The 18,936-nt window shown below is 62.7% G+C and carries 20 protein-coding genes, 1 tRNA gene and 1 other RNA gene; 12 read left to right on the forward strand and 10 right to left on the reverse strand.

Going from position 1 to position 18,936, the window contains the following annotated elements; genetic code table 11:
* Positions 1-24: 24 nt before the first annotated feature.
* Complete coding sequence (locus AB7828_RS05420; protein ID WP_441229601.1) at positions 25-249, forward strand: hypothetical protein; 225 nt, start codon at positions 25-27, stop codon at positions 247-249.
* A gap of 70 nt (positions 250-319) precedes the next feature.
* Here the strand turns inward: AB7828_RS05420 and AB7828_RS05425 are convergent, their stop codons facing one another.
* On the reverse strand, positions 320-1,123 hold the full coding sequence (locus AB7828_RS05425) for an outer membrane protein (RefSeq protein WP_441229602.1): 804 nt from the start codon (positions 1,121-1,123) through the stop codon (positions 320-322).
* Positions 1,124-1,290: 167 nt separating this feature from the next.
* Positions 1,291-1,545 (reverse strand): hypothetical protein, encoded by a 255-nt coding sequence (locus tag AB7828_RS05430; RefSeq protein ID WP_175369082.1) that lies wholly within the window; start codon positions 1,543-1,545, stop codon positions 1,291-1,293.
* A 692-nt stretch (positions 1,546-2,237) separates the two neighbouring features.
* Between AB7828_RS05430 and AB7828_RS05435 the strand changes: the two genes are divergently transcribed.
* Positions 2,238-2,828, forward strand: a complete 591-nt coding sequence (locus tag AB7828_RS05435; protein WP_441229603.1) for a hypothetical protein — start codon at positions 2,238-2,240, stop codon at positions 2,826-2,828.
* 290 nt (positions 2,829-3,118) lie between these two features.
* Here AB7828_RS05435 and AB7828_RS05440 read toward each other — a convergent pair.
* Positions 3,119-3,208 (reverse strand) — tRNA-Ser (locus tag AB7828_RS05440).
* A 168-nt stretch (positions 3,209-3,376) separates the two neighbouring features.
* Here AB7828_RS05440 and AB7828_RS05445 point away from each other — a divergent pair.
* Complete coding sequence (locus AB7828_RS05445) at positions 3,377-3,739, forward strand: histone (protein WP_441229604.1); 363 nt, start codon at positions 3,377-3,379, stop codon at positions 3,737-3,739.
* A 38-nt stretch (positions 3,740-3,777) separates the two neighbouring features.
* Positions 3,778-4,130: a transfer-messenger RNA gene (gene ssrA / locus AB7828_RS05450) on the forward strand.
* A 43-nt stretch (positions 4,131-4,173) separates the two neighbouring features.
* On the opposite strand, the gene AB7828_RS05455 is transcribed toward ssrA, so the two are convergent.
* Together AB7828_RS05455 and AB7828_RS05460 are read right to left on the reverse strand one after the other, a co-directional pair.
* Positions 4,174-4,413, reverse strand: a complete 240-nt coding sequence (locus AB7828_RS05455; protein WP_068731765.1) for a hypothetical protein — start codon at positions 4,411-4,413, stop codon at positions 4,174-4,176.
* Positions 4,414-4,794: 381 nt separating this feature from the next.
* Positions 4,795-5,055 (reverse strand): hypothetical protein, encoded by a 261-nt coding sequence (locus AB7828_RS05460; RefSeq protein WP_441229605.1) that lies wholly within the window; start codon positions 5,053-5,055, stop codon positions 4,795-4,797.
* Between the two features lie 230 nt (positions 5,056-5,285).
* Between AB7828_RS05460 and AB7828_RS05465 the strand changes: the two genes are divergently transcribed.
* Positions 5,286-5,408, forward strand: a complete 123-nt coding sequence (locus AB7828_RS05465; RefSeq protein WP_441229606.1) for a hypothetical protein — start codon at positions 5,286-5,288, stop codon at positions 5,406-5,408.
* 75 nt (positions 5,409-5,483) lie between these two features.
* On the opposite strand, the gene AB7828_RS05470 is transcribed toward AB7828_RS05465, so the two are convergent.
* On the reverse strand, positions 5,484-5,648 hold the full coding sequence (locus tag AB7828_RS05470) for a Flp family type IVb pilin (RefSeq protein ID WP_089264337.1): 165 nt from the start codon (positions 5,646-5,648) through the stop codon (positions 5,484-5,486).
* A gap of 337 nt (positions 5,649-5,985) precedes the next feature.
* On the opposite strand from AB7828_RS05470, the gene AB7828_RS05475 reads away from it, so the two are divergent.
* From AB7828_RS05475 to AB7828_RS05505, 7 genes are all read left to right on the forward strand, one after another.
* The gene (locus AB7828_RS05475; RefSeq protein WP_231081137.1) at positions 5,986-6,921 is read left to right on the forward strand and encodes a septal ring lytic transglycosylase RlpA family protein; all 936 of its coding nucleotides are present in this window, start codon (positions 5,986-5,988) and stop codon (positions 6,919-6,921) included.
* A gap of 122 nt (positions 6,922-7,043) precedes the next feature.
* Complete coding sequence (locus AB7828_RS05480; protein ID WP_441229607.1) at positions 7,044-8,303, forward strand: D-alanyl-D-alanine carboxypeptidase family protein; 1,260 nt, start codon at positions 7,044-7,046, stop codon at positions 8,301-8,303.
* A gap of 1 nt (position 8,304) precedes the next feature.
* On the forward strand, positions 8,305-8,991 hold the full coding sequence (tmk, locus tag AB7828_RS05485) for a dTMP kinase (RefSeq protein ID WP_441229608.1): 687 nt from the start codon (positions 8,305-8,307) through the stop codon (positions 8,989-8,991).
* Complete coding sequence (locus AB7828_RS05490; RefSeq protein ID WP_441229609.1) at positions 8,988-10,034, forward strand: DNA polymerase III subunit delta'; 1,047 nt, start codon at positions 8,988-8,990, stop codon at positions 10,032-10,034. Before tmk ends, AB7828_RS05490 begins: the two co-directional genes overlap by 4 nt.
* Before the next feature lie 72 nt (positions 10,035-10,106).
* Entirely contained in the window at positions 10,107-11,672 is a 1,566-nt protein-coding gene (gene metG, locus AB7828_RS05495) for a methionine--tRNA ligase (RefSeq protein WP_441229610.1), read from the forward strand.
* 8 nt (positions 11,673-11,680) lie between these two features.
* Positions 11,681-12,487 (forward strand): TatD family hydrolase, encoded by an 807-nt coding sequence (locus tag AB7828_RS05500; protein ID WP_441229611.1) that lies wholly within the window; start codon positions 11,681-11,683, stop codon positions 12,485-12,487.
* Positions 12,484-13,281, forward strand: a complete 798-nt coding sequence (locus AB7828_RS05505) for an MBL fold metallo-hydrolase (RefSeq protein WP_441229612.1) — start codon at positions 12,484-12,486, stop codon at positions 13,279-13,281. The genes AB7828_RS05500 and AB7828_RS05505 overlap by 4 nt, the downstream gene beginning before the upstream one ends.
* On the opposite strand, the gene AB7828_RS05510 is transcribed toward AB7828_RS05505, so the two are convergent.
* The 4 genes from AB7828_RS05510 to AB7828_RS05525 form a co-directional block, all read right to left on the reverse strand.
* On the reverse strand, positions 13,262-13,948 hold the full coding sequence (locus tag AB7828_RS05510; RefSeq protein WP_441229613.1) for a hypothetical protein: 687 nt from the start codon (positions 13,946-13,948) through the stop codon (positions 13,262-13,264). The two genes, AB7828_RS05505 and AB7828_RS05510, sit on opposite strands and share 20 nt — an antisense overlap.
* Before the next feature lie 184 nt (positions 13,949-14,132).
* The gene (locus AB7828_RS05515) at positions 14,133-15,782 is read right to left on the reverse strand and encodes an acyl-CoA synthetase (RefSeq protein WP_441229614.1); all 1,650 of its coding nucleotides are present in this window, start codon (positions 15,780-15,782) and stop codon (positions 14,133-14,135) included.
* Positions 15,783-15,903: 121 nt separating this feature from the next.
* Entirely contained in the window at positions 15,904-17,799 is a 1,896-nt protein-coding gene (locus AB7828_RS05520; RefSeq protein WP_441229615.1) for a TRAP transporter large permease, read from the reverse strand.
* An 11-nt stretch (positions 17,800-17,810) separates the two neighbouring features.
* Positions 17,811-18,830 (reverse strand): TRAP transporter substrate-binding protein, encoded by a 1,020-nt coding sequence (locus AB7828_RS05525; protein ID WP_175369049.1) that lies wholly within the window; start codon positions 18,828-18,830, stop codon positions 17,811-17,813.
* Positions 18,831-18,936: the final 106 nt, after the last annotated feature.

Raw genomic sequence — 18,936 nt, forward strand, 5'->3', positions numbered from 1 at the left:
ATTGCGACGTTGGGGAGGCCCGATTTGGCCAAATACGAAACGACGAAATACGCGCAGATGCGCCGCTGCCGGATGGCGCATCTTCATGGCGAGTTGATCGACGAGCGATTCAGCGACGATGCCGACAGCGTTTTCGTCAACGGCTATGTTCACGCCGTTCGTCCGGATCTGACCTGCTGGCCACTGCGCTGGACGATCACCGTGGAGCCGTATCCGGTCGAAAGTCGCATTCTGGCGATGACCGGCTGACCGGCGCGCGCACCTCCAAACAAAAAGCCCTCGCTAGCGAGGGCTTTTTGTTTGGAGGTCTTTGCAGCGATCAGTAGCGCGCGACCGACGGGCCGCCGAAATGATAGTTCAGTCCGCCGCGTACCGTATTGGTCTTCAGGTCGATATCGTGGGCAATGATACCGGTTGCAGCGCCTGGTCCGGTGAAGGTCGGAGCCGAGACCGATTGCTTGCCGAAATCGGTATGGAGATATTCGACCTTCGCCGACCAGTTTTTGGTGAACGCGTGTTCGATACCGGCGCCGACCGTCCATCCCGCTACGGTCTTTGACAGTGACGCGGTTTCGTTCTGGCCGGTCGTGTCGGTGAGCGACGACGCAAAATTCAACTCGGTCAGTGCGAGACCGCCGGTCGCATAAAACAGCGTACGATCGACCGTGTAGCCAACGCGCGGGCGCAGCGTGACCAGCCAATCACTCGTGACCGAATTTGTAGTGGTGAACGAACCGCCGGCCGGGAAGGGCGCGGTGAAACCGCGCGACTGCTTCAGGCCGAAATAGTTCGCGTCGGCCTCGACGCCAAACAACCAGCGGTCCACCTGATGATTATAGCCGACCTGACCGCCGCCGGTGAAGCCATCGGGATTGAGCCGCGGCGAGGCAGCCGCAATCGCCTGCTGGTTTGCGATCGGCGCGGTGCCATTGACGAAAGCATTGGAGACGTTGCTCTGGCCCCAGGAACCGCCGGCGTTGCCGCCGACATACCAGCCGCCCCAGCTATAACCTGCCTCGGTCGCCCCGGGCGTCTTGGTCCAGACGCGCGACTGCAGGTCGGCGGCAGCGGCATTCACCGCGCCCGACGCTGCGATGATCGCGGCCAGCCAAAGCGTTCGCATCCAGGACCTTCCATCGCTCTGAAGATATTGAGCGAATTCGACACAAGCTTTAGCTGGAAACGCTGACCTTGGCTGTCACCGGTGGGCAACAGAAGCAGAACAATACCTGAGTACGGCAGCAAAAAGCCCGGCCGTTGGGCGGCCGGGCTTTCCGTAACTTTGTGGGATCAGTAGGCGCAGACGTTGACCGTCCGGACGCGCGGCCCACGGCGGGTTTCCACGACGCGGCGCTGCAAGCAGCCATCGGTCAGGCCGCCGACATAGAAGGTGGGCCCGCCGTAGAAGGCGTGGTGACCATAGCCGCCCCATCCGCCGTGCCAGCCGCCAACGTGCCAGCCATGGGCCGACGCGGCGCTGGGGGCGAGGGCGGCCGCACCGAGCGAGGCTGCAGCGATCAGTCCGAGGGTAACTTTGCGAAACATAGATCTTCTCCATTGGGTGGGCGCGCGAGCGCTTTGCTGTGTCCCTGCCCATCAGTCGCTGCCCTCGTCGGGCGCGTTCAAAGCGGTTCTGGAGAATCGTGTTTCAGTCTTGTTTCGTCGGAGACAGCTTTCATCGAAGCCGTGTCTCTCGATCAGGGCAGCGCAGTGGCTGCAGGCGCACCGACTAGCTGAGTTGCGAGATGGCTGAGCGGCGGTGTCGCAAAAATCGTCGCGCGCTTAGAAGCGGGCGCGGTAACCGTCATAGGCGTGAGCGGCCAGAATGCCGGCGCTGAGAAATCCGAAGAGTGCAGTGACGGTCTCAATCATCGTGGTGGTCCTTATTCCCCCGCGAACTACAGACGGCACGGGGGGCCGCACAGTCAAAGAGATTCGCGGTCGGCTTTTCATTCGGAGCTGTAGTGATGCGTCGTTGCAACATTTTACGCGGTTGCGCGGAGCGATCGCGGCGCAACGGCGATGACAATGCGGCGCCGGCGAGGCGACGCCAGCCCGGCGCAGGGTTAACGGGCGCTGAAGGCGTATCTGCGCGGGCATGATGAGGCAACATGGGGGATGACCGAGTCGCAGCAGTTCACCTCAGTGGATTTTTTGCTTACATACGCTTCAAGGAATCGCGCCGGTTGTCTCGCTCCCCGAGCCGCAGGATCGGACGTCGCAAGTGAGGATCTCCAGTGGCCGATACGTTCAACAACGAGATCAATGTCGGGCCGCCCCCTGTGCCGCTGCGCAAACGCAGGTCGTTCGGCCCGTTCGGGGTTGTCGCCGTGCTGTTGATCCTCGCTGGCGGCGGTGGATATCTCTGGCTGAACTACCACGACACACTGACCGACATGGCACAGGCGGTGACAGGAAGCACTGGCCCCAGAGAGAGCGCCCCGGTGTTGGCGAGCGCGGCGGAGGGCAGCGTCAGCGCGACTGATTTCGCAGCGTTCCAACAGCAGACCGGAAGCGCGATCCAGGCTGCTACCGAACTGCTGACGGCGCAGCAGACAGAGTTGAAGCGCCTGTCCGATCAGATCCAGGGCCTCACGACCCAGGTCGTTGGCCTAACCGCCAAGATCGATACGCTGCAGGGCAGGGGCGTTCTCGCCCCGCCGGCTCCAGCCGCTGCGGCGCCAGCGCCCATGGCCGCAGCTCCGGCTGCGCCAGTGGCCGCGCGCCCGGCACCCACGGCGCCGCGCAAGCGACCCGCCGATCGTCCCGCCGGTGCCATCTCGGTCGGCGGCGCTCCGCTCCCGGCGGCGGCGCAGCCACCGCGTTAGTCCCGATCCTCAAAGTTGCCTAGCGCGTCCCGGGTCGCCGTGCCCTCCTCGGCGGACGATGGCGGCTGAGATCGGGCGGTCCGCCGATGACCTTGGTCTTCACGAATTCGCATTTCGGACAGGCGAAGGTGCACTTGTCGCCGCCGCCGGGATCCGGCTCGCTTCGCAGCAACGCCATTCGCGCCCGGCACATCGCGCAGCGCGGCGGCTTGAGAGCGCCGAGTGTTTCAGCGGGCGTCGTTGGCTCGGATTGATCGATCATGTCGTCCGACAGAGGATGATGCGGCAAATGGCGGAAAGGGTGGGATTCGAACCCACGGTACCCTTGCAGGCACGGCGGTTTTCAAGACCGCTGCCTTAAACCACTCGGCCACCTTTCCGTCGTGGGACAGCGCTTAGCAAAGCGGCCTGCCGAGGGAAAGAGAGGATTGCGCCGGGGCAGCTGTCCGGGGCTGAAATCATCAAACACGGGGATTCCCTTGGGCCGGTCGGTGCCGGGCGCCGGGCGTGCTAAGCAAAGCCTGACGATTCTGAGGACGGAGACCAACATGGCAAACCCGACACCGCGCGCCGACGCCTTGCGTGCGATGCGCGAGGCCAAATTCGAAGCCGCGCAGCGGCTGATCAAGGAGGCCGGCAAGGCTGCCGCGCCCGCGGAGAGCAAGCCTGCGCCTGCGGCGAAGAAGGTGGCTGCTGCGAAGCCTGCCGGGAAGCCGGCGGTCGAGCTTCTGACCGTCGAGACACAGGGTTCAGGGCCTCAGGCTGCGGAATTGCCGCCGGTCGAAGCTCCGGTTGCCGAAGCCAAACCTGCAAAGATCAAAGCACCTAAAGGAAAGCCGGCCAAGGCAGAGGCGGCCAAGGGCGCCGCCAAAAAGACCGCTACCAAAAAGAGTTCCGCCAAGAAGGGCTAGCGGCCAGCGGCATTCCGCCCGGAATGCAGGGCGGACCGAGCCTAGATTTCGCCTGAGATCGCGCCTATATCTGGTTCGTCGCAAGACGATGGCGCTGAACCTCTCAATGGACTGCGGGCAGACCCGGGGGCAGTACCCGGCGCCTCCACCTCAGCAGCTCGCGATCTCATCCAGGTGAGGTCGATTTCGCCGGATGGTGAAATGCACGGGCTGCTCAGGCGGGGGCGAAACAGGATCGATGGCCGCGAAGAAGTTGTGAATTGTGCTCGGCATGATACCGCCGTTATCGGGTCAAAACCTAAATGCAAACGATAACGTTCGCATGAACGAAGTGCGCCTCGCGGCGTAACCGTTCGGGGTAGGTCCACCTTGCAACAGAACGGCCATGGCCGCGTCAACCTTCGGGTTGGCGCGGCTTTTAATTTGCCCAGGCTTCAGTGCCTGGTCTTGCCTGCCTGCAAGAACGGCTGCCGCGCATTTTCGTGTTTCTGATAGAGTTCGAGCCAGCGCCGGTCTTCGGCATGGGCCCATTGTTCGAGCGAGATCCCAGGCGGGCGGCCGTGACCGATGGTGCCGTCAAGGCGGGTGAATTCCGCAGTCTCTTCCACGGTCAGCCCGATCAGCACCCGGATGCCCTGGTCATTCAACTCATAGCTGTCGTCATCGTCGATCATGCCGGCAATTGAGCAAGGCTGCAGGTGCGGTCAATGCAATTACCGGTTTAACCTAACCAATCAACCTTACCGGCAGCATGTGCGTCTGATCGTCGGCAGGTATCCATCGTCACGATGCGATGGTGCCCCGCTTGGCTGCCAGCTCACTCCGCGTCATTACGAAGCGCCGCGCGCCGAGGCTATGCTTGCCGTGGACGCACAAATTATAGCCGAAGCCACGACGCAATTTTAACAGAATGCATGCTCACATTCAGTGTCGTTCGGTCGATGCAATGGAGCAGGCAATGGCCCGCAATTTCGGCGTTCCCCGACAGTTCCGCCCGCGGGCACAGGCGTCCGCCTGGCCGCTATGGGTGATGGCTTTCGCAGTCGTCGCCGTGATCAATGCAGCGACATTCCTTCCTCACTAGCGGGAGCAGGTGGCTGATCACTCGGCGCTGCATTCGGCAGGCGCCACGACGCGAGCACATAAAGCTTCATGCTGTTGCGGAAGCGCGATGTGACGGCGGTAAAGATCGCTTGGGGATATTCGGCCCAGATGGCGATCTGGTAGAGCGTCACGATCAGGTGGCCATCGCGAAACCTGTACTCTCCCGCACCGGTGATTCCGCCGCAGTCCGTCCTTGAAACGTCCATCTCCATCCCCAAAATCCTGCCGCAAGAATCCCACCAGGAATCTCGTCGGCGCGTTCTGCTATCAGATCAAGATCGTGCGCGATCGTTCAACTAACAAAAAGTTGAAATCGGCCAGGGTGGGTCGCGGAAATTAATCTCCGTTAGCGGCGGGCCACAAATTCAAACCAAACGGCGGCGGGGATTTTAAAAATCACTTGGTATTGCTGTGCCCAACGAGAATGCCGGGGGGCTTTGTGGTGATCGAGACCTTGTTGTTGTTGAGTGTTGTTGCCGGTGTTGGCGGCCTGCTGGTGCAGGTCTATCGCTGGCGTCAGGACGTATTGCACGGCCCGTATATTCGCCGCGAGTGGCGGGATTGATCGTGCGAGACGTAACTTGAGGGAGAACTCCGCGCGCGGTGGCGGCGCGGGGAGTGATAATGGATCGTCAGGTCGTCACTTCAGTGACGAGTTGATCGATGTAAACTTGCCATTGAGCTTGGTGCCCATACCGTTGATGACGGCAATGATGGCGAGGGCAATGCCGGCAGCAATCAGTCCATATTCGATGGCCGTGGCGCCGGTTTCGTCTGCGATAAATCGCTTGATGAGGTTTTTCATAGTGGTGCACGCTACGAAGCTCGTCTGAATCCGGGGTAAATATGTAAGCGTCGATCCCGGAAAAAATGCGCGTGTTCTGAAGTGGTTGAACACAATCACGGTGCCATCTCACCGATCGCAGGACGAACTTCTAGCACGACGTGTGCGGTGCGAGCGACACCCGGCGTGCGGGCTGAAAACCCACATCCTCTGTTTACCATACGGGGGCTCTCCCCATTTCCGCCGCGATCCGGCTGCGATATATTCACCACTTGATGCGGAAGTGGGCCGCATCGGGATTTTGGCCGTGGGGATGCCCGGAGATGGGCAGGCGGCCGCTGGAATGGTATTGGGGCGTATGGGGATTCGTGGGTCAAACCGACTCGGCCAGGCTGTTCAGGCAGCAGCGGCCATCAGCGCCTGTCTGGCGCTGGCCAATTGTTCCTCCTCCACCACCAGCTTCAGCCGCCTCGATCCGAAATATGGCGTATCGAGCAGTCCTCGGGTCGTCGGGATGGGCGAGCCGGTTCCCAAAGGCGGCGGCACCTACCGTATCGGCAAGCCCTACACCGTCGCCGGCAAGCTCTATGTGCCGGAAGAAAACATCAATTACCGCGCTGAAGGCATCGCCTCCTGGTATGGCGACGCGTTCCATGGCCGTCTGACGGCCAATGGCGAAGTGTTCGACATGGCCTCGCTCACCGCGGCCCATCCGACGCTGCCGATCCCGAGCTATGCCCGTGTAACCAACGTCTATAACGGCAAGTCGCTGATCGTGCGCGTCAACGATCGTGGCCCGTATCACGGCAACCGCCTGATCGACGTCTCGAACAAAGCCGCCGAACTGCTCGAATTCAAGGGTAACGGCACCGCCAAGGTTCGCGTCGAATATGTCGGGCGTGCGCCGCTGGAAGGGTCGGACGATCGCCAGCTCGTTGCCACGCTGCGCACCGGTGAGCCGGCACCGTCGCCATCGCTGGTGCGTGTCGCCTCGGCGCGCTCTTTCGTGCCCGACATGCAGGGTGGTCGTGTTGTCTCGCGCGATGTTCCTCTGCCGGAGGGGCGCCCGTATTCGCTAGGCAATACCTCGGCCGACGTGGCCTCGATCCGTTCGACGTCGGAAATGTCGGCGTCGAGCCGCATGCGCACGGCATCGGCACCGCGGATGACCGAGAACCATCGCGCGGTGTCCTATGAGAGCAACGCCGCTTATGCTGCGCCTGCCGAGCCGGATGACGGCACGGTCGATGCGCGTGGCGCCCAGGCGATCCTGTCCGGTCGCGGTCTCTACTAAGCCGGTTCGTCGTTCACGACCGACACCAGACGGGCGCAGCATAGCGCCCTGATCCGCGTTGCACCTTGCCGCGTTGTTTGCCATCGGCGATCCTGTTAAGACCTGAGCACTCAGGACAGCACATGGCATCTGGCTCTATCCCCTTGAAACGACCGCAATTCGCCGCGCGGAGCTGGCGAACGCTGCTGGCTGCCCTGGTGACGTTTGGCGTCGCCCTCGGCCCAACAGCGCAGGCTGCGAACCAGAGCGTTCAGGGTGCCAAGAAGGTCGTCGAGGACGGTGGCTACGACGCCGATGCGCCGACCGCGATCCTGATCGAGGCCGGCTCCGGCAGTGTGCTGTTCGAGAAAAATGCCGATGAGCTCCGCGCGCCCTCCAGCATGATGAAGCTGATGACCGTCGAACTGGTGTTCGACGCGCTGACCCGGGGCGACATCAAGCTCACGGATGAATATCGCGTCAGCGAGAATTCCTGGCGCAAGGGCGGCGCGCCGGCAGGCGCATCGACCATGTTCGCTGCCATCAACAGCCGCGTGCCCGTCGCCGATCTCTTGCGCGGCGCCATCATCCAGAGCGGCAACGACTCTTGCATGATCCTGGCGGAGGGCATCGCAGGCGGCGAAACGGCCTTTGCCGAGAAGATGACGGCACGGGCGCGTGCGCTGGGCATGCCGAAATCCACCTTCGCCAATTCCAACGGTTTGCCGGACCCCGGCAACAAGATGACGGTGCGCGAGTTGGGCGTTCTCGCCCGCCACATCGTTCGCACCTATCCGGAATTCTACAAGCTGTTCGGCGAGCGCGAATTCACCTGGAATAAGATCCGTCAGCAGAACCGCAATCCGTTGCTGGCGACGCTGGACGGGGCTGACGGTTTCAAGACCGGCTACACCAAGGACGGCGGCTACGGCATGGTCGGCTCGGCCATCCGCGACGGCATGCGGCTGATCGTGGTGATCAACGGTCTGGACGATCCGGACGATCGCGCGACCGAGGCGAAGAAGCTGCTGGAGTGGGGTTTCAAGAATTTCGAGGCGCGCACGCTGTTCGCGGCCGACCAGACCGTCGGCTTCGCCAAGGTGTTCGGGGGCGAGAGCCGCTCCGTCGCGCTTTCGGCCAAAGAACCGGTCAAGGTGATGGTGCAGAAGAACGGCAGCGACAAGCTGATCGCCCGCGTCGTCTATAAAGGTCCCGTGCGTGCACCCATCGAGCCCGGTCAGCCGGTCGGCGTGATCAAGGTCTGGCGCGGCGCCAATATCGCCGTCGAAACGCCGCTCTATACGGCGGCCGCCGTCGGCACGGGATCGACCATGCGGCGCGCCGTCGACGGCGCCGGTGAGCTGGTGATCGGACTGTTCCGCGCCGGCGCCGAGAAGCTCTGACATGACGGACACGCCCACGACACCGCCGCTGCGCGGTCGCTTCGTCAGTTTCGAGGGCGGCGAGGGCGCCGGCAAATCGACCCAGATCAAGATTCTGGCCGACCGGCTGGAGGCCGAAGGCAAGCGCGTCATCGTCACCCGCGAGCCCGGCGGTTCGCCCGGTGCCGAGATCATCCGCCATGTGGTGCTCTCGGGCATGGGCAAACTGCTGGGGCCCGAAGCCGAGACGCTGCTGTTTGCCGCCGCGCGCGACGACCATGTCCATGCGGTGATTGCGCCGGCGCTGGAGCAGGGCATCTGGGTGCTGTGCGACCGCTTCTCGGATTCGACGCGGGCTTATCAGGGCCGGCTCGGACATGTCTCGCCGGAACTGCTCAATGCGATGGAGCGCGTCACCATCGGACGGCTCAAACCGGATCTCACCGTCATTCTCGATATCCCGGTCTCGATCGGCATGCGACGCGCAGCAGCGCGGCGTGGCAATGATGTGCCCGATAGATTCGAGGCCGAGGGCATCGCCTTTCATCAGGGGCTGCGTGACGCGTTCCGGCAGATCGCAGCCGATGAACCGCAACGCTGCGTACTGATCGACGCCAATGCAGATCCAAAGATCGTATCGAACAATATCTGGGGCGTGTTGCGCCGACGCCTTCTAACGCCGTCGAACCACGAGGTCACTTCGGCATGAGCGCAAAGTCGTCCGAGCAAACGATCTCGGTTCCGCATCCGCGCGAGACGACCGCGCTGTTCGGTCATCAGGATGCCGAGGCCACGCTGCTCAACGCCTATCGCGGCGGCCGCATTCCGCATGCCTGGCTGATCGGCGGCCCGCAGGGCATCGGCAAGGCGACTTTGGCCTATCGCATGGCGCGTTTCGTGCTGGCGCATCGCGATCCCGCATCACCGCAAGTGCAATTCGCAACATCGCTCGGTCTCGATCCGATGCATCCGATCGTGCGCCAGGTCGCCGCCGAATCCCATGGCGGGCTGCTGACGCTGGAACGTTCGCTCAACGACAAGGGCGTGATGCGCACGGTCATCACTGTCGATGAGACCCGGCAGACCGTATCGTTCTTCGGCTCGACCGCTGCTATCGACGGCTGGCGCGTCTGCATCGTCGACACCGTCGATGAGCTGAACGCCAATGCCGCGAACGCGCTGCTGAAGGTGCTTGAAGAGCCGCCGTTGCGTTCGCTGTTCCTGCTGGTGACACATGCGCAGGCGCGCGTGTTGCCGACCATCCAGTCGCGTTGTCGCAAGCTGGCGCTGCGTCCGCTTTCCGTTGCCGACGTGACCCGCGCCACGTCGCAGGCCGCCGAGATCGAAACCAGCGATCCCTTGCTCAAAGAGGTCGCTGAAGCCTCCGAAGGCAGCGTGTCGCGCGCTCTGAATCTACTCGGCGGCGGCGCGCTGAAACTGCACCAGCGCACCGCCTCGCTGCTGAATACGCTGCCCCATGTCGATCCACGCGAGCTGCATGCGCTGGGGGATGCGCTGGGGACCAGCGACCGTGTCGCGCTCGGCGCCTTTGTCGACAGTGTCGACCGCTGGATCGGCGAGCGCATGCGGGCCGACGATGCCAATGCCAACGCCAATTTGCCCCGCCTTGCGCGGCTGGCGGAGGTATGGGAAAAGATCAACCGAGCCGCGCGCGAGACCGAATCCTACAATCTCGAGCGAAAACCGCTGGTTTTCTCGGTGTTTGGACTGCTCGCGGAAGCAACGCGCTGATCGCTGCGAGACTGGTTTCAGCCGATCCGCGCTTCACCAAGATCGTCTTATTCAAGGTCCGTAAAGTCAGCCATGACATCTGCAACCGATGCAACCCGACCGGCGTATTTTCTGACAACGCCGATCTTCTATCCCAATGGCGTGCCGCATATCGGTCATGCCTATACGGTCATGGCGACCGACACGATTGCCCGCTTCCAGAGGCTCGACGGCTACGACGTTCGTTTCCTGACCGGAACGGATGAGCATGGTCTCAAGATGCAGCAGACCGCCGTCAAGGAAGGCCTGACGCCGCTCGAACTGGCCGACCGGAATTCTGCGCGTTTTCGCGAGATGGATGCTGCGCTCAACATTTCCTATGACGACTACATTCGCACCACCGAGAAGCGCCATGAGCGCTCCGTTCAGGCGCTGTGGGTCGCCCTGGAGAAGGCGGGCGCCATCTATCTCGACAAATATGCCGGCTGGTATTCCGTTCGCCAGGAAGCCTATTTCGACGAAGCGGAAACGACGCTCGGCGACGATGGTGTCCGGCGTGAGCCGCTCGGCTCGCCGGTCGAGTGGACCGAGGAGGAAACCTATTTCTTCCGTCTGTCCGCCTACCAGGACAAGCTGCTCGATCTGTACGCGCGCGTTCCGGACTTTGTGTTGCCGCGCGAGCGTCTCAACGAAGTGACGAGTTTCGTGAAGGGCGGCCTGCAGGATCTGTCGATTTCGCGGACCACGTTCGACTGGGGCATCAAGGTGCCGGGTGCGCCCGGTCATGTGATGTATGTCTGGATCGATGCGCTGACCAACTACATCACGGCAGCCGGCTATCCGGATGTCGATGGCGACGACTTCAAACGCTATTGGCCTGCCAATCTGCATGTGATCGGCAAGGATATCGTTCGCTTTCACGCGGTATACTGGCCTGCATTCCTGATGGCTGCTGGCGTCGACGTCCCGCATCGCGTCTTCAGTCACGGATTTCTTCTCAACCGTGGTGAGAAGATGTCGAAGTCGGTCGGCAACGTGGTCGATCCGATCGGCATGGCCCAGCAATATGGCGTCGATCAGATGCGCTATTTCTTCATGCGCGAAGTCTCGTTCGGACAGGACGGCAGCTACAATCACGAAGCCATCGTCAATCGCACCAATGCCGATCTCGCCAACGATCTTGGCAATCTCGCGCAGCGTTCGCTGTCGATGATCGCCAAGCAATATGGCGGCGTGTTGCCGGAGCCCGGTGACTACAGCGACAACGACAAGGCCATCCTGGCGCAGGCCGATGGCATGCTGGAACTCGCACGCACCGCCATGGCGACGCAGCAGATCCATCAGGCGCTGAACGCGATCTGGGCCGTGGTGGCCGAGGCCAACCGCTATTTCGCGGGCGAGGCGCCGTGGGCGCTCGCCAAGACCGATCCGAAGAAGCAGGCCACGGTGCTCTACGTGACCGCCGAAGTCGTGCGGCAGGTCGCGATCCTGGCGCAGCCGGTAATGCCGGCGTCATGTGCGAAGCTGCTCGACGTGCTCGGGATCCCCGAAAGCGAGCGCGACTTCACGGCAATTGCGACCCGCATTAGGCCGGGCACGCAGCTGCCGACACCCACCGGCGTATTCCCGCGCTATGTCGAGCCCGCCGCCGCGACCTGAGTTCAACGATGCTTGTCGATAGTCACTGTCATCTCGATTTCCCCGATTTCGCCGAAGATCTCGACGGTATCGTCGCGCGTGCTGAAGCCGCAGGCGTCGGCAAGCTCGTGACCATCTCGACGCGGGTGCGGCGGCTGCCGGCGCTGCTCGCGATCGCGGAGCGCTTTCCGAATGTCTATTGCTCGGTCGGCACCCATCCGCACAATGCGGACGAGGAAGACGGCATTCCCGCCGAAGAACTGATCGAACTGACGAAGCATCCGAAGGTCATTGCGCTTGGCGAAGCCGGGCTCGATAATTTCTACGAGCATGAATCGTCCGGCGCGCAGGAGCGCGGCTTTCGCGCCCATATCGCCGCGGCGCGTGCGACCGGTCTGCCGCTGGTGATCCATACCCGCGAGGCGGATGAGCAGTGCGGCGCCATTCTCGCAGAGGAGATGGCGAAGGGCGCGTTCAATGCGGTGCTGCATTGCTACACCGGCGGACGGGAGTTGGCGATGAAGGCCATCGACATGGGTCTGTCGATCTCCTTCACCGGCATCATCACCTTCAAGAAGTCGCAGGAGCTGCGCGATCTCGCGGCAGAGCTGCCCGCCGACCGCATCATGGTCGAAACCGATGCGCCGTATCTGGCGCCCGGCAAATGGCGCGGCAAGCGCAACGAGCCATCTTATGTGGTCGAGACGGCGAAGGTGCTCGCGGAAACGCGAGGCGTGTCGCTCGAAGAACTGTCGCGGCAGACCACAGAGAACTTCTTTCGCCTGTTCAGCAAGGCGTCCGCCGGGAGCGGCCCTGGCACTGGCGTGCCGGCATGACGCTGGTGCTCACCATTCTCGGCTCGGGATCCTCGGCGGGTGTGCCGCGCCCGGCGCTGGGCTGGGGCGCCTGCGATCCCGCCAATCCAAAAAACCGTCGCCGTCGTTGTTCGATGATGGCGGAGCGGATCGGGCCCGAGGGCGTCACGCGCGTTGTCATCGACACCTCGCCGGACCTGCGCGAGCAATTGATCGACGCCGATGTCGATGACATCGATGCGGTCTTCCTGACGCATGAGCATGCGGACCAGACCCACGGCATGGACGACCTCCGCTCAGTGGTGCTGAAGCGCCGCAAGCGTATCCCGGTCTATATGAACGCCTCGACGGCGACGGATATCATGCTGCGCTTCGGCTACTGCTTTCAGTCGCCTCCCGGCAGCGACTATCCGCCGATCCTCGACCGCCTCAGCATCGAGGCTGGTGAGAGCCGAACCATCACCGGGAAGGGCGGCGACCTGACGCTGACGCCGTTCCTGGTCCAGCATGGCAACATCCCGGCGCTGGGCTACCGGATCGACAACACCGCCTATACGCCTGATCTCAACGACATCCCGGAAGAGAGCTGGCCGGCGCTCGAAGGTCTCGATCTCTGGATCGTCGATGGGCTGCGCTATACGCAGCATCCCAGCCATTTCAGCATCAGTGATGCGCTGCGCTGGCGCGACCGCTTCAAGCCGAAGCGGACGGTGATCACCAATATGACGGCGGACGTGGATTACGAGGCGGTAAAGCCGATGCTGCCGGAGGGCGTGGTCCCCGCCTATGACGGGATCAGACTGACGGCGGAGTAATTTGAGCAGCGAGTTTTTTCATTGCTGCATTTTCAAAGGTCACTTCGCCGGCCTCTCGACTATGCAAAGCTATCTCTGCGGCGATTGAGCGACCGATAATTCGCTGATCGATATTGCCAAATCGACCAGGCACAAGACGTCCCAGCCAACCGACCCAGGCCGGGGTATGCGCGTTGCCGACAATAATGCCGGGGCGAAAGATAGCGAGGCGGCTGAAGCCGATGCTGCGCAAATTGTCTTCCTTCATACCCATGACTCGGACATAGCGAAACCGGCTTTGGGCTGTGCTTCCTACTGCTGACAGCAGGCAGAACTGGGCGATGCCGGCGTTGTGGCAGCCACGCGCAAAGGCGCCGACGACGCCGATTTCAAGGCGCTTCAGTTCCTCTTCGCTCCAGCGCATCGATCCGGAACCGACACCCACGCAGCTCACGGCGCTAACCGGACCCTGGCTTAAGACTTCACGGGCAAGGGCGGCGGTGCGCTCAGCAAGGTCAGCAGCGCCGGTATCAAGAACGACGTTGCGCACGCGTGATCGCGCGGCAATGGGCTGTCTGGTGATCATCACCACTTCCCGGCATTCCGGAACCGCCAGCAGCTCCGCGACGGCTGCACCACCGACTTGCCCGGTACCGCCGAGAATGATTGCGGCGAAGTTCTGCGTCATATGTGGGACCTCTGCGTCGGCAAGGGGACGACGAGACCCTTACACCAATCTCGTCATTCCGGGGCGCTCGCGCATCTTGCGCGGGCGAACCCGGAATCCAGAAGTGTTTTGAACATAACGGGATTCCGGGCTCGTGCTCTCGGCTTCGCCGAGACCCCGCCCCGGAATGACGAGTTTGCTGCAATCAGCTACTAAACGATCCCGTCGACTTCACCTGATCCCGCAGCAGGAACTTCTGGATCTTGCCTGTCGACGTTTTCGGGATCACGCCGAACACCACGGCCTTCGGCGTCTTGAAGCCGGGCATCTGCGCGCGGCAGAACGCGATGATGTCGGCTTCCGTCGCCTCGGCATTCGACTTCAGCTCCACGAACGCGCACGGCACTTCGCCCCATTTCGCATCGGGCTTGGCGACCACGGCCGCGAACAGCACAGCCGGGTGTTTGTAGAGTACGTCCTCGACTTCCACCGACGAGATGTTCTCGCCGCCGGAGATGATGATGTCCTTGGAGCGGTCCTTGATGGTCACGTAGCCGGCAGCGTCGAGCACGCCGAGATCGCCGGTGTGGAACCAGCCGCCTTCGAAGGCCTCCTTGGTGGCCTTCTCGTTCTTCAGATAGCCCTTCATCACGATATTGCCCCGGAACATGACCTCGCCAATGGTCTCGCCGTCGCGCGGCACTTCCAGCATCGTTTCGGGATCGATCACCGTCACGGCTTCCTGCAGGTGATAGGGCACGCCCTGGCGGCGCTTCAGGTTGGCACGTTCATCCGCGGGCAGGGCGTCCCAGCCGGGCTGCTCGGCGCAGACCGAGGCGGGGCCATAGACCTCGGTCAGGCCGTAAACATGGGTCAGCTTGATGCCGATCTTCTCGGCGCCCGACAAAACGGCCATCGGCGGCGGCGCGCCGGCGATCGAGCCTTGCACCAGAGGTCCGCCGGAATAAACCGGCGCATCGGGCGCATTGATCAGCGTGTTGTAGACGATCGGCGCGCCTGACATGTGGGTGACGCCATGCTCGCGCATCAGCGCGAAGATCTTGGTCGGGTCAACCTTGCGCAGGCAGACATTGACGCCGGCACTCGCCGCGACCGTCCAGGGGAAGCACCAGCCATTGCAGTGGAACATCGGCAGGGTCCAGAGATAGACCGGATGCTGGCCGAGACCGGCGGCAAGAATATTGGAGACTGCGTTCAGGTAAGCGCCGCGATGATGTGTCACCACGCCCTTCGGATTGCCTGTGGTCCCCGAGGTGTAGCCAAGCGCGATGGCGTCCCATTCATCGAGCGGGAAGGCGCTGGAGAAATCGGGACTGCCTTCGGCGAGGGCGGCCTCATATTCGAGTTCGCCGATCCGCTGGCCGCCGGCGAAGGAGACGTCGTCGACATCGATCACGGTCGGCTTCGGTCCGGTCATGAGGCCGAGGGCCTCGGTGATCACGCCGGAGAATTCCGGATCGACCAGCAGCAGCCTGGCGCCGCCATGGTCGAGCTGGAACGCGATGGCCGCGGCGTCGAGCCGGATGTTGAGCGCGTTGAGGACGGCACCGGCCATGGGGACTGCGAAGTGGGCTTCGTTCATCGCCGGCAGGTTCGGCAGCATCGCCGCGACGGTGTCACCGCGCCCAATGCCCCGCCCGGTCAGGAACGAGGCAAAGCGCCGGCAGCGTTCATAGGTTTGCGCCCAGGTGAAACGGCGTCCCTCATAGACGGTGCTGGTGAGGTCTGGATAAACAGCCGCGCTGCGTTTGAGAAAGCTCAGTGGCGACAGCGGCACGAAGTTGGCCGGAGTCTGGTCGAGGCCGACGCTATAGGCGCCCTGATCTGGGATCATTTTAAGACTCCTATATTTAGTTCAGTATCTTACGTACGATATCTCATCTATCAGGTTATCACAGAAATGATCTTCCAAAATTACGCGAGGTAATGACCATAACCTTCTGAAAGATCGTATCTTAAAGGAACCCGATTGATATCCATGGGAAGATTGCCACGATGATCAGGCCGATCAGCAACGCCAGCAGATAGCCGAGGATCGGCCGGATGCCTTCCGCGGGATCGACACGGCCGATAGCGCAGGCGGCATAGTAGCCCACGCCGAAGGGCGGCGCGAACAGTCCGATGCCCATGGCGAGGATGACGACCATCGCATAGTGGACCTCGTGGACGCCGACCAGCCGCGCGATCGGGAACAGCAGCGGGCCGAACAGCACGATGGCGGGGATGCCTTCCAGTACGCTGCCAAGGATGACAAAGGCCACGATGGAGACCGCGATGAAGGTCGCACCGCCGCCCGGCAGGCCCGTCATGGCCGCCGCCAGCGAGCGCGAGAAGCCGGACTGGGTCAGGCCCCAGGCCATGCCGGTCGCGGTTCCGATGATCAGCAGGATTGCGCCGGAGAGGCAGGCCGTATCGACCAGCATCGGCTTCAGCCGGTTCCAGTCGAACTGACGATAGATCAACAGGCCCGCGAGCACGGCATAGACGATGCCGATGGTGGAGACCTCCGTGGCGGTCGCCACACCCTCGACCACGGCAGCGCGGATCACGAAGGGCAGCGCTATGGCCGGCACCGAGATTATGAAAGCCTTGAAGATGTCGCGCCCGGAAGCCCGTTTGACGTGGTTGAGGTCCTCGCCGCGATAGCGCCACCACACCAATGCGCCGAGTGTGATCGCCAGCACGACACCCGGCAGCAGGCCGCCGGTGAACAGCGCCGAGATCGAGACGCCAGTCACTGAGCCGATGGTGATCAGCACCAGGCTCGGAGGAATGGTTTCGGTCTGCGCGCCGGTCGCCGAGAGCAGGGCGACCAGATCGCCCGGCTTGGCGCCGCGCGCCTTCATTTCAGGGAACAGCACCGGCGCCACCGCCGCCATGTCGGCGGCCTTGGAGCCGGAAATGCCGGAGACGAGGTACATGGCGCCGATCAGGACATAATGCAGCCCGCCGCGGACATGGCCGAGCAGGCTGGCGAGGAACGCCACCATGGCGCGGGCCATGCCTGTCATCTCAATCAGCAAGCCCAGGAACACGAACAGCGGCACCGACAGCAGGATGAGATGGCTCATGCCCTCGTCCATGCGGCCGACCAGCACCATCATCGGCGTCCGTGTGGTCAGCGCCATATAGCCGAAGATCGCGAGGCCAAAACCGAAGGCAATGGGCACGCCGGCGAACACGCACAGCGCCACGACGCCGACGAAGAAGATGATCAGGTTGAGATTGCCGAGGGTCCGCAGCAGCGGCTCGGCGAGCCAGAACAGGCCGATGATCGCCACGACGGTGCCGAGCGCCGTCAGCAGGGTGCGAACCTGGCCGTAGCGCACCAGCCGCAGCAGCGCGAAGACGATCATCAGCGAGATGCCGACCGGCAGCGCGGCCGCGCGAAAGCTGTTGGCGATCTGCAGCGCCGGTGTCGTGATGTAGCTTTCCTCATAGGCGTATTCGAAGGACGGCGCGACGATCATCAAGAGGAAGGCGAGTGCGGCGCAGGTCCCGACGACGTCGAGAAAGGCCCACATTCGGGGACCGACCGACGCCACCAGCGCGGTCATCCGCATATGCTCGCCGCGCCGGAACGCCACGGCGGAGCCCAGCATCGCCAGCCACAGGAACAGGATCGAGGACAGCTCGTCCGACCAGATCAGCGGACGGTGGAAGCCGTAACGGGCCACCACGCCGATGAACAGGATGATCACCTCCGCCACCACCAGCAGCGCCGCGGGAATCTCGACCAGATGGCCGAGCGCGCGGTCGATGGAGGTCAGGATGGCGTCGCGGCGGGAGAGGGGCACCCCCTCCACGCTGGACGCCCCGCTTTCAAGGGCGGAGATGTCATGCACGGCCATAATGGTTCCGATCAGCCGAGCTTGCCGACGGCCTTCTCAAGGATGGCCCAGGCTTCGTCGCCATACTTGCCCTGCCATTCCTTGTAGAAGCCGGCCGACTTCAACTTGTCGCGGAACGGGCCGGGTTCGAGCTCATTGAAGGCGAGGCCCTTGGATTCCAGTTCGCCGCGCAGATTGGCGTTGAGCTTGGCGACGTCCTCGCGCTCCTTCATGCCGGCGGCATTGATGTTCTTGGCGACGATATCGCGCAGATCGGCCGGCAGCTTCTCCCAGGCGCGGCGGTTGGCCAGGAACCAGTAGCCGTCCCACATGTGGTTGGTCAGCGAGCAGAACTTCTGCACTTCGTAGAACTTCGCCGTCGAGATGATTGCCAGCGGGTTTTCCTGACCTTCGACGACCTTGGTCTGCATCGCCGAATAGACTTCACTGATATTGATCGACGCGGGCGCACTGTCGAACGCCTTGAACATCGAGGTCCATAGTGGCGACACCGGCACGCGAATCTTGAAGCCCTTCAGGTCATCCGGGCTCTTGATCGGCTTCGTGGACGAGGTGATTTCGCGAAAACCGTTGTCCCAGATCTTGTCCATGACCACGAGATTGGCCTTGGTGATTTCCTTGCGGATATAGGCGCCGAGATCGCCATCCATGGCCTTCCAGACCGTGTCGTAATTCGGGAAAGCGAAGCCGATGCCGTTGATCGAGGCGGCCGGCACCAAAGTGGCCAGGATCAGGCCGGAGAGCGTGAAGAACTCGACGCCGCCGGAGCGGATCTGGCTCAACATGTCGGTGTCGGAGCCGAGCTGGTTGTTGGGGAATACCTGCAGGTCGACCTTGCCGTTGGTCTCGGTCTTGATCGCCGCCGACATCTCGCGGGCGCGGATGTTCATCGGATGCGTATCGGGCAGGTTATTCGCGTATTTGTAGACGTATTCCGCCTGCTGCGCGCGCGCGATGAACGGCATGCTGACGCCGCCAAATGCGGTCGCAGCGGCCGATGCCTTCAACAGAGTCCGGCGTGAAATCGTCATTTTGTTTCTCCCAACCACTTCTTTGTTTGCCTTTGTGAGGCCCAAGGGCCCTTGCCGTCTGGTCATCATGCCCGGGCTGCCCGGTCAAGCCTTTTCGCCGTGCGAC

The organism is Tardiphaga sp. 215_C5_N2_1, from assembly GCF_052076055.1.
Classification (GTDB): domain Bacteria; phylum Pseudomonadota; class Alphaproteobacteria; order Rhizobiales; family Xanthobacteraceae; genus Tardiphaga; species Tardiphaga robiniae.

What these genes read in the sequence shown, in the direction of transcription:
- AB7828_RS05425 (WP_441229602.1), bottom strand. Translation starts at nt 1,123, where the DNA reads ATGCGAACGCTTTGGCTGGCCGCGATCATCGCAGCGTCGGGCGCGGTG.
- AB7828_RS05430 (WP_175369082.1), bottom strand. Translation starts at nt 1,545, where the DNA reads ATGTTTCGCAAAGTTACCCTCGGACTGATCGCTGCAGCCTCGCTCGGT.
- AB7828_RS05445 (WP_441229604.1), top strand. Translation starts at nt 3,377, where the DNA reads ATGGCAAACCCGACACCGCGCGCCGACGCCTTGCGTGCGATGCGCGAG.
- AB7828_RS05455 (WP_068731765.1), bottom strand. Translation starts at nt 4,413, where the DNA reads ATGATCGACGATGACGACAGCTATGAGTTGAATGACCAGGGCATCCGG.
- AB7828_RS05460 (WP_441229605.1), bottom strand. Translation starts at nt 5,055, where the DNA reads ATGGAGATGGACGTTTCAAGGACGGACTGCGGCGGAATCACCGGTGCG.
- AB7828_RS05470 (WP_089264337.1), bottom strand. Translation starts at nt 5,648, where the DNA reads ATGAAAAACCTCATCAAGCGATTTATCGCAGACGAAACCGGCGCCACG.
- AB7828_RS05475 (WP_231081137.1), top strand. Translation starts at nt 5,986, where the DNA reads ATGGGGATTCGTGGGTCAAACCGACTCGGCCAGGCTGTTCAGGCAGCA.
- AB7828_RS05480 (WP_441229607.1), top strand. Translation starts at nt 7,044, where the DNA reads ATGGCATCTGGCTCTATCCCCTTGAAACGACCGCAATTCGCCGCGCGG.
- tmk (WP_441229608.1), top strand. Translation starts at nt 8,305, where the DNA reads ATGACGGACACGCCCACGACACCGCCGCTGCGCGGTCGCTTCGTCAGT.
- AB7828_RS05490 (WP_441229609.1), top strand. Translation starts at nt 8,988, where the DNA reads ATGAGCGCAAAGTCGTCCGAGCAAACGATCTCGGTTCCGCATCCGCGC.
- metG (WP_441229610.1), top strand. Translation starts at nt 10,107, where the DNA reads ATGACATCTGCAACCGATGCAACCCGACCGGCGTATTTTCTGACAACG.
- AB7828_RS05500 (WP_441229611.1), top strand. Translation starts at nt 11,681, where the DNA reads ATGCTTGTCGATAGTCACTGTCATCTCGATTTCCCCGATTTCGCCGAA.
- AB7828_RS05505 (WP_441229612.1), top strand. Translation starts at nt 12,484, where the DNA reads ATGACGCTGGTGCTCACCATTCTCGGCTCGGGATCCTCGGCGGGTGTG.
- AB7828_RS05510 (WP_441229613.1), bottom strand. Translation starts at nt 13,948, where the DNA reads ATGACGCAGAACTTCGCCGCAATCATTCTCGGCGGTACCGGGCAAGTC.
- AB7828_RS05515 (WP_441229614.1), bottom strand. Translation starts at nt 15,782, where the DNA reads ATGATCCCAGATCAGGGCGCCTATAGCGTCGGCCTCGACCAGACTCCG.
- AB7828_RS05520 (WP_441229615.1), bottom strand. Translation starts at nt 17,799, where the DNA reads ATGGCCGTGCATGACATCTCCGCCCTTGAAAGCGGGGCGTCCAGCGTG.
- AB7828_RS05525 (WP_175369049.1), bottom strand. Translation starts at nt 18,830, where the DNA reads ATGACGATTTCACGCCGGACTCTGTTGAAGGCATCGGCCGCTGCGACC.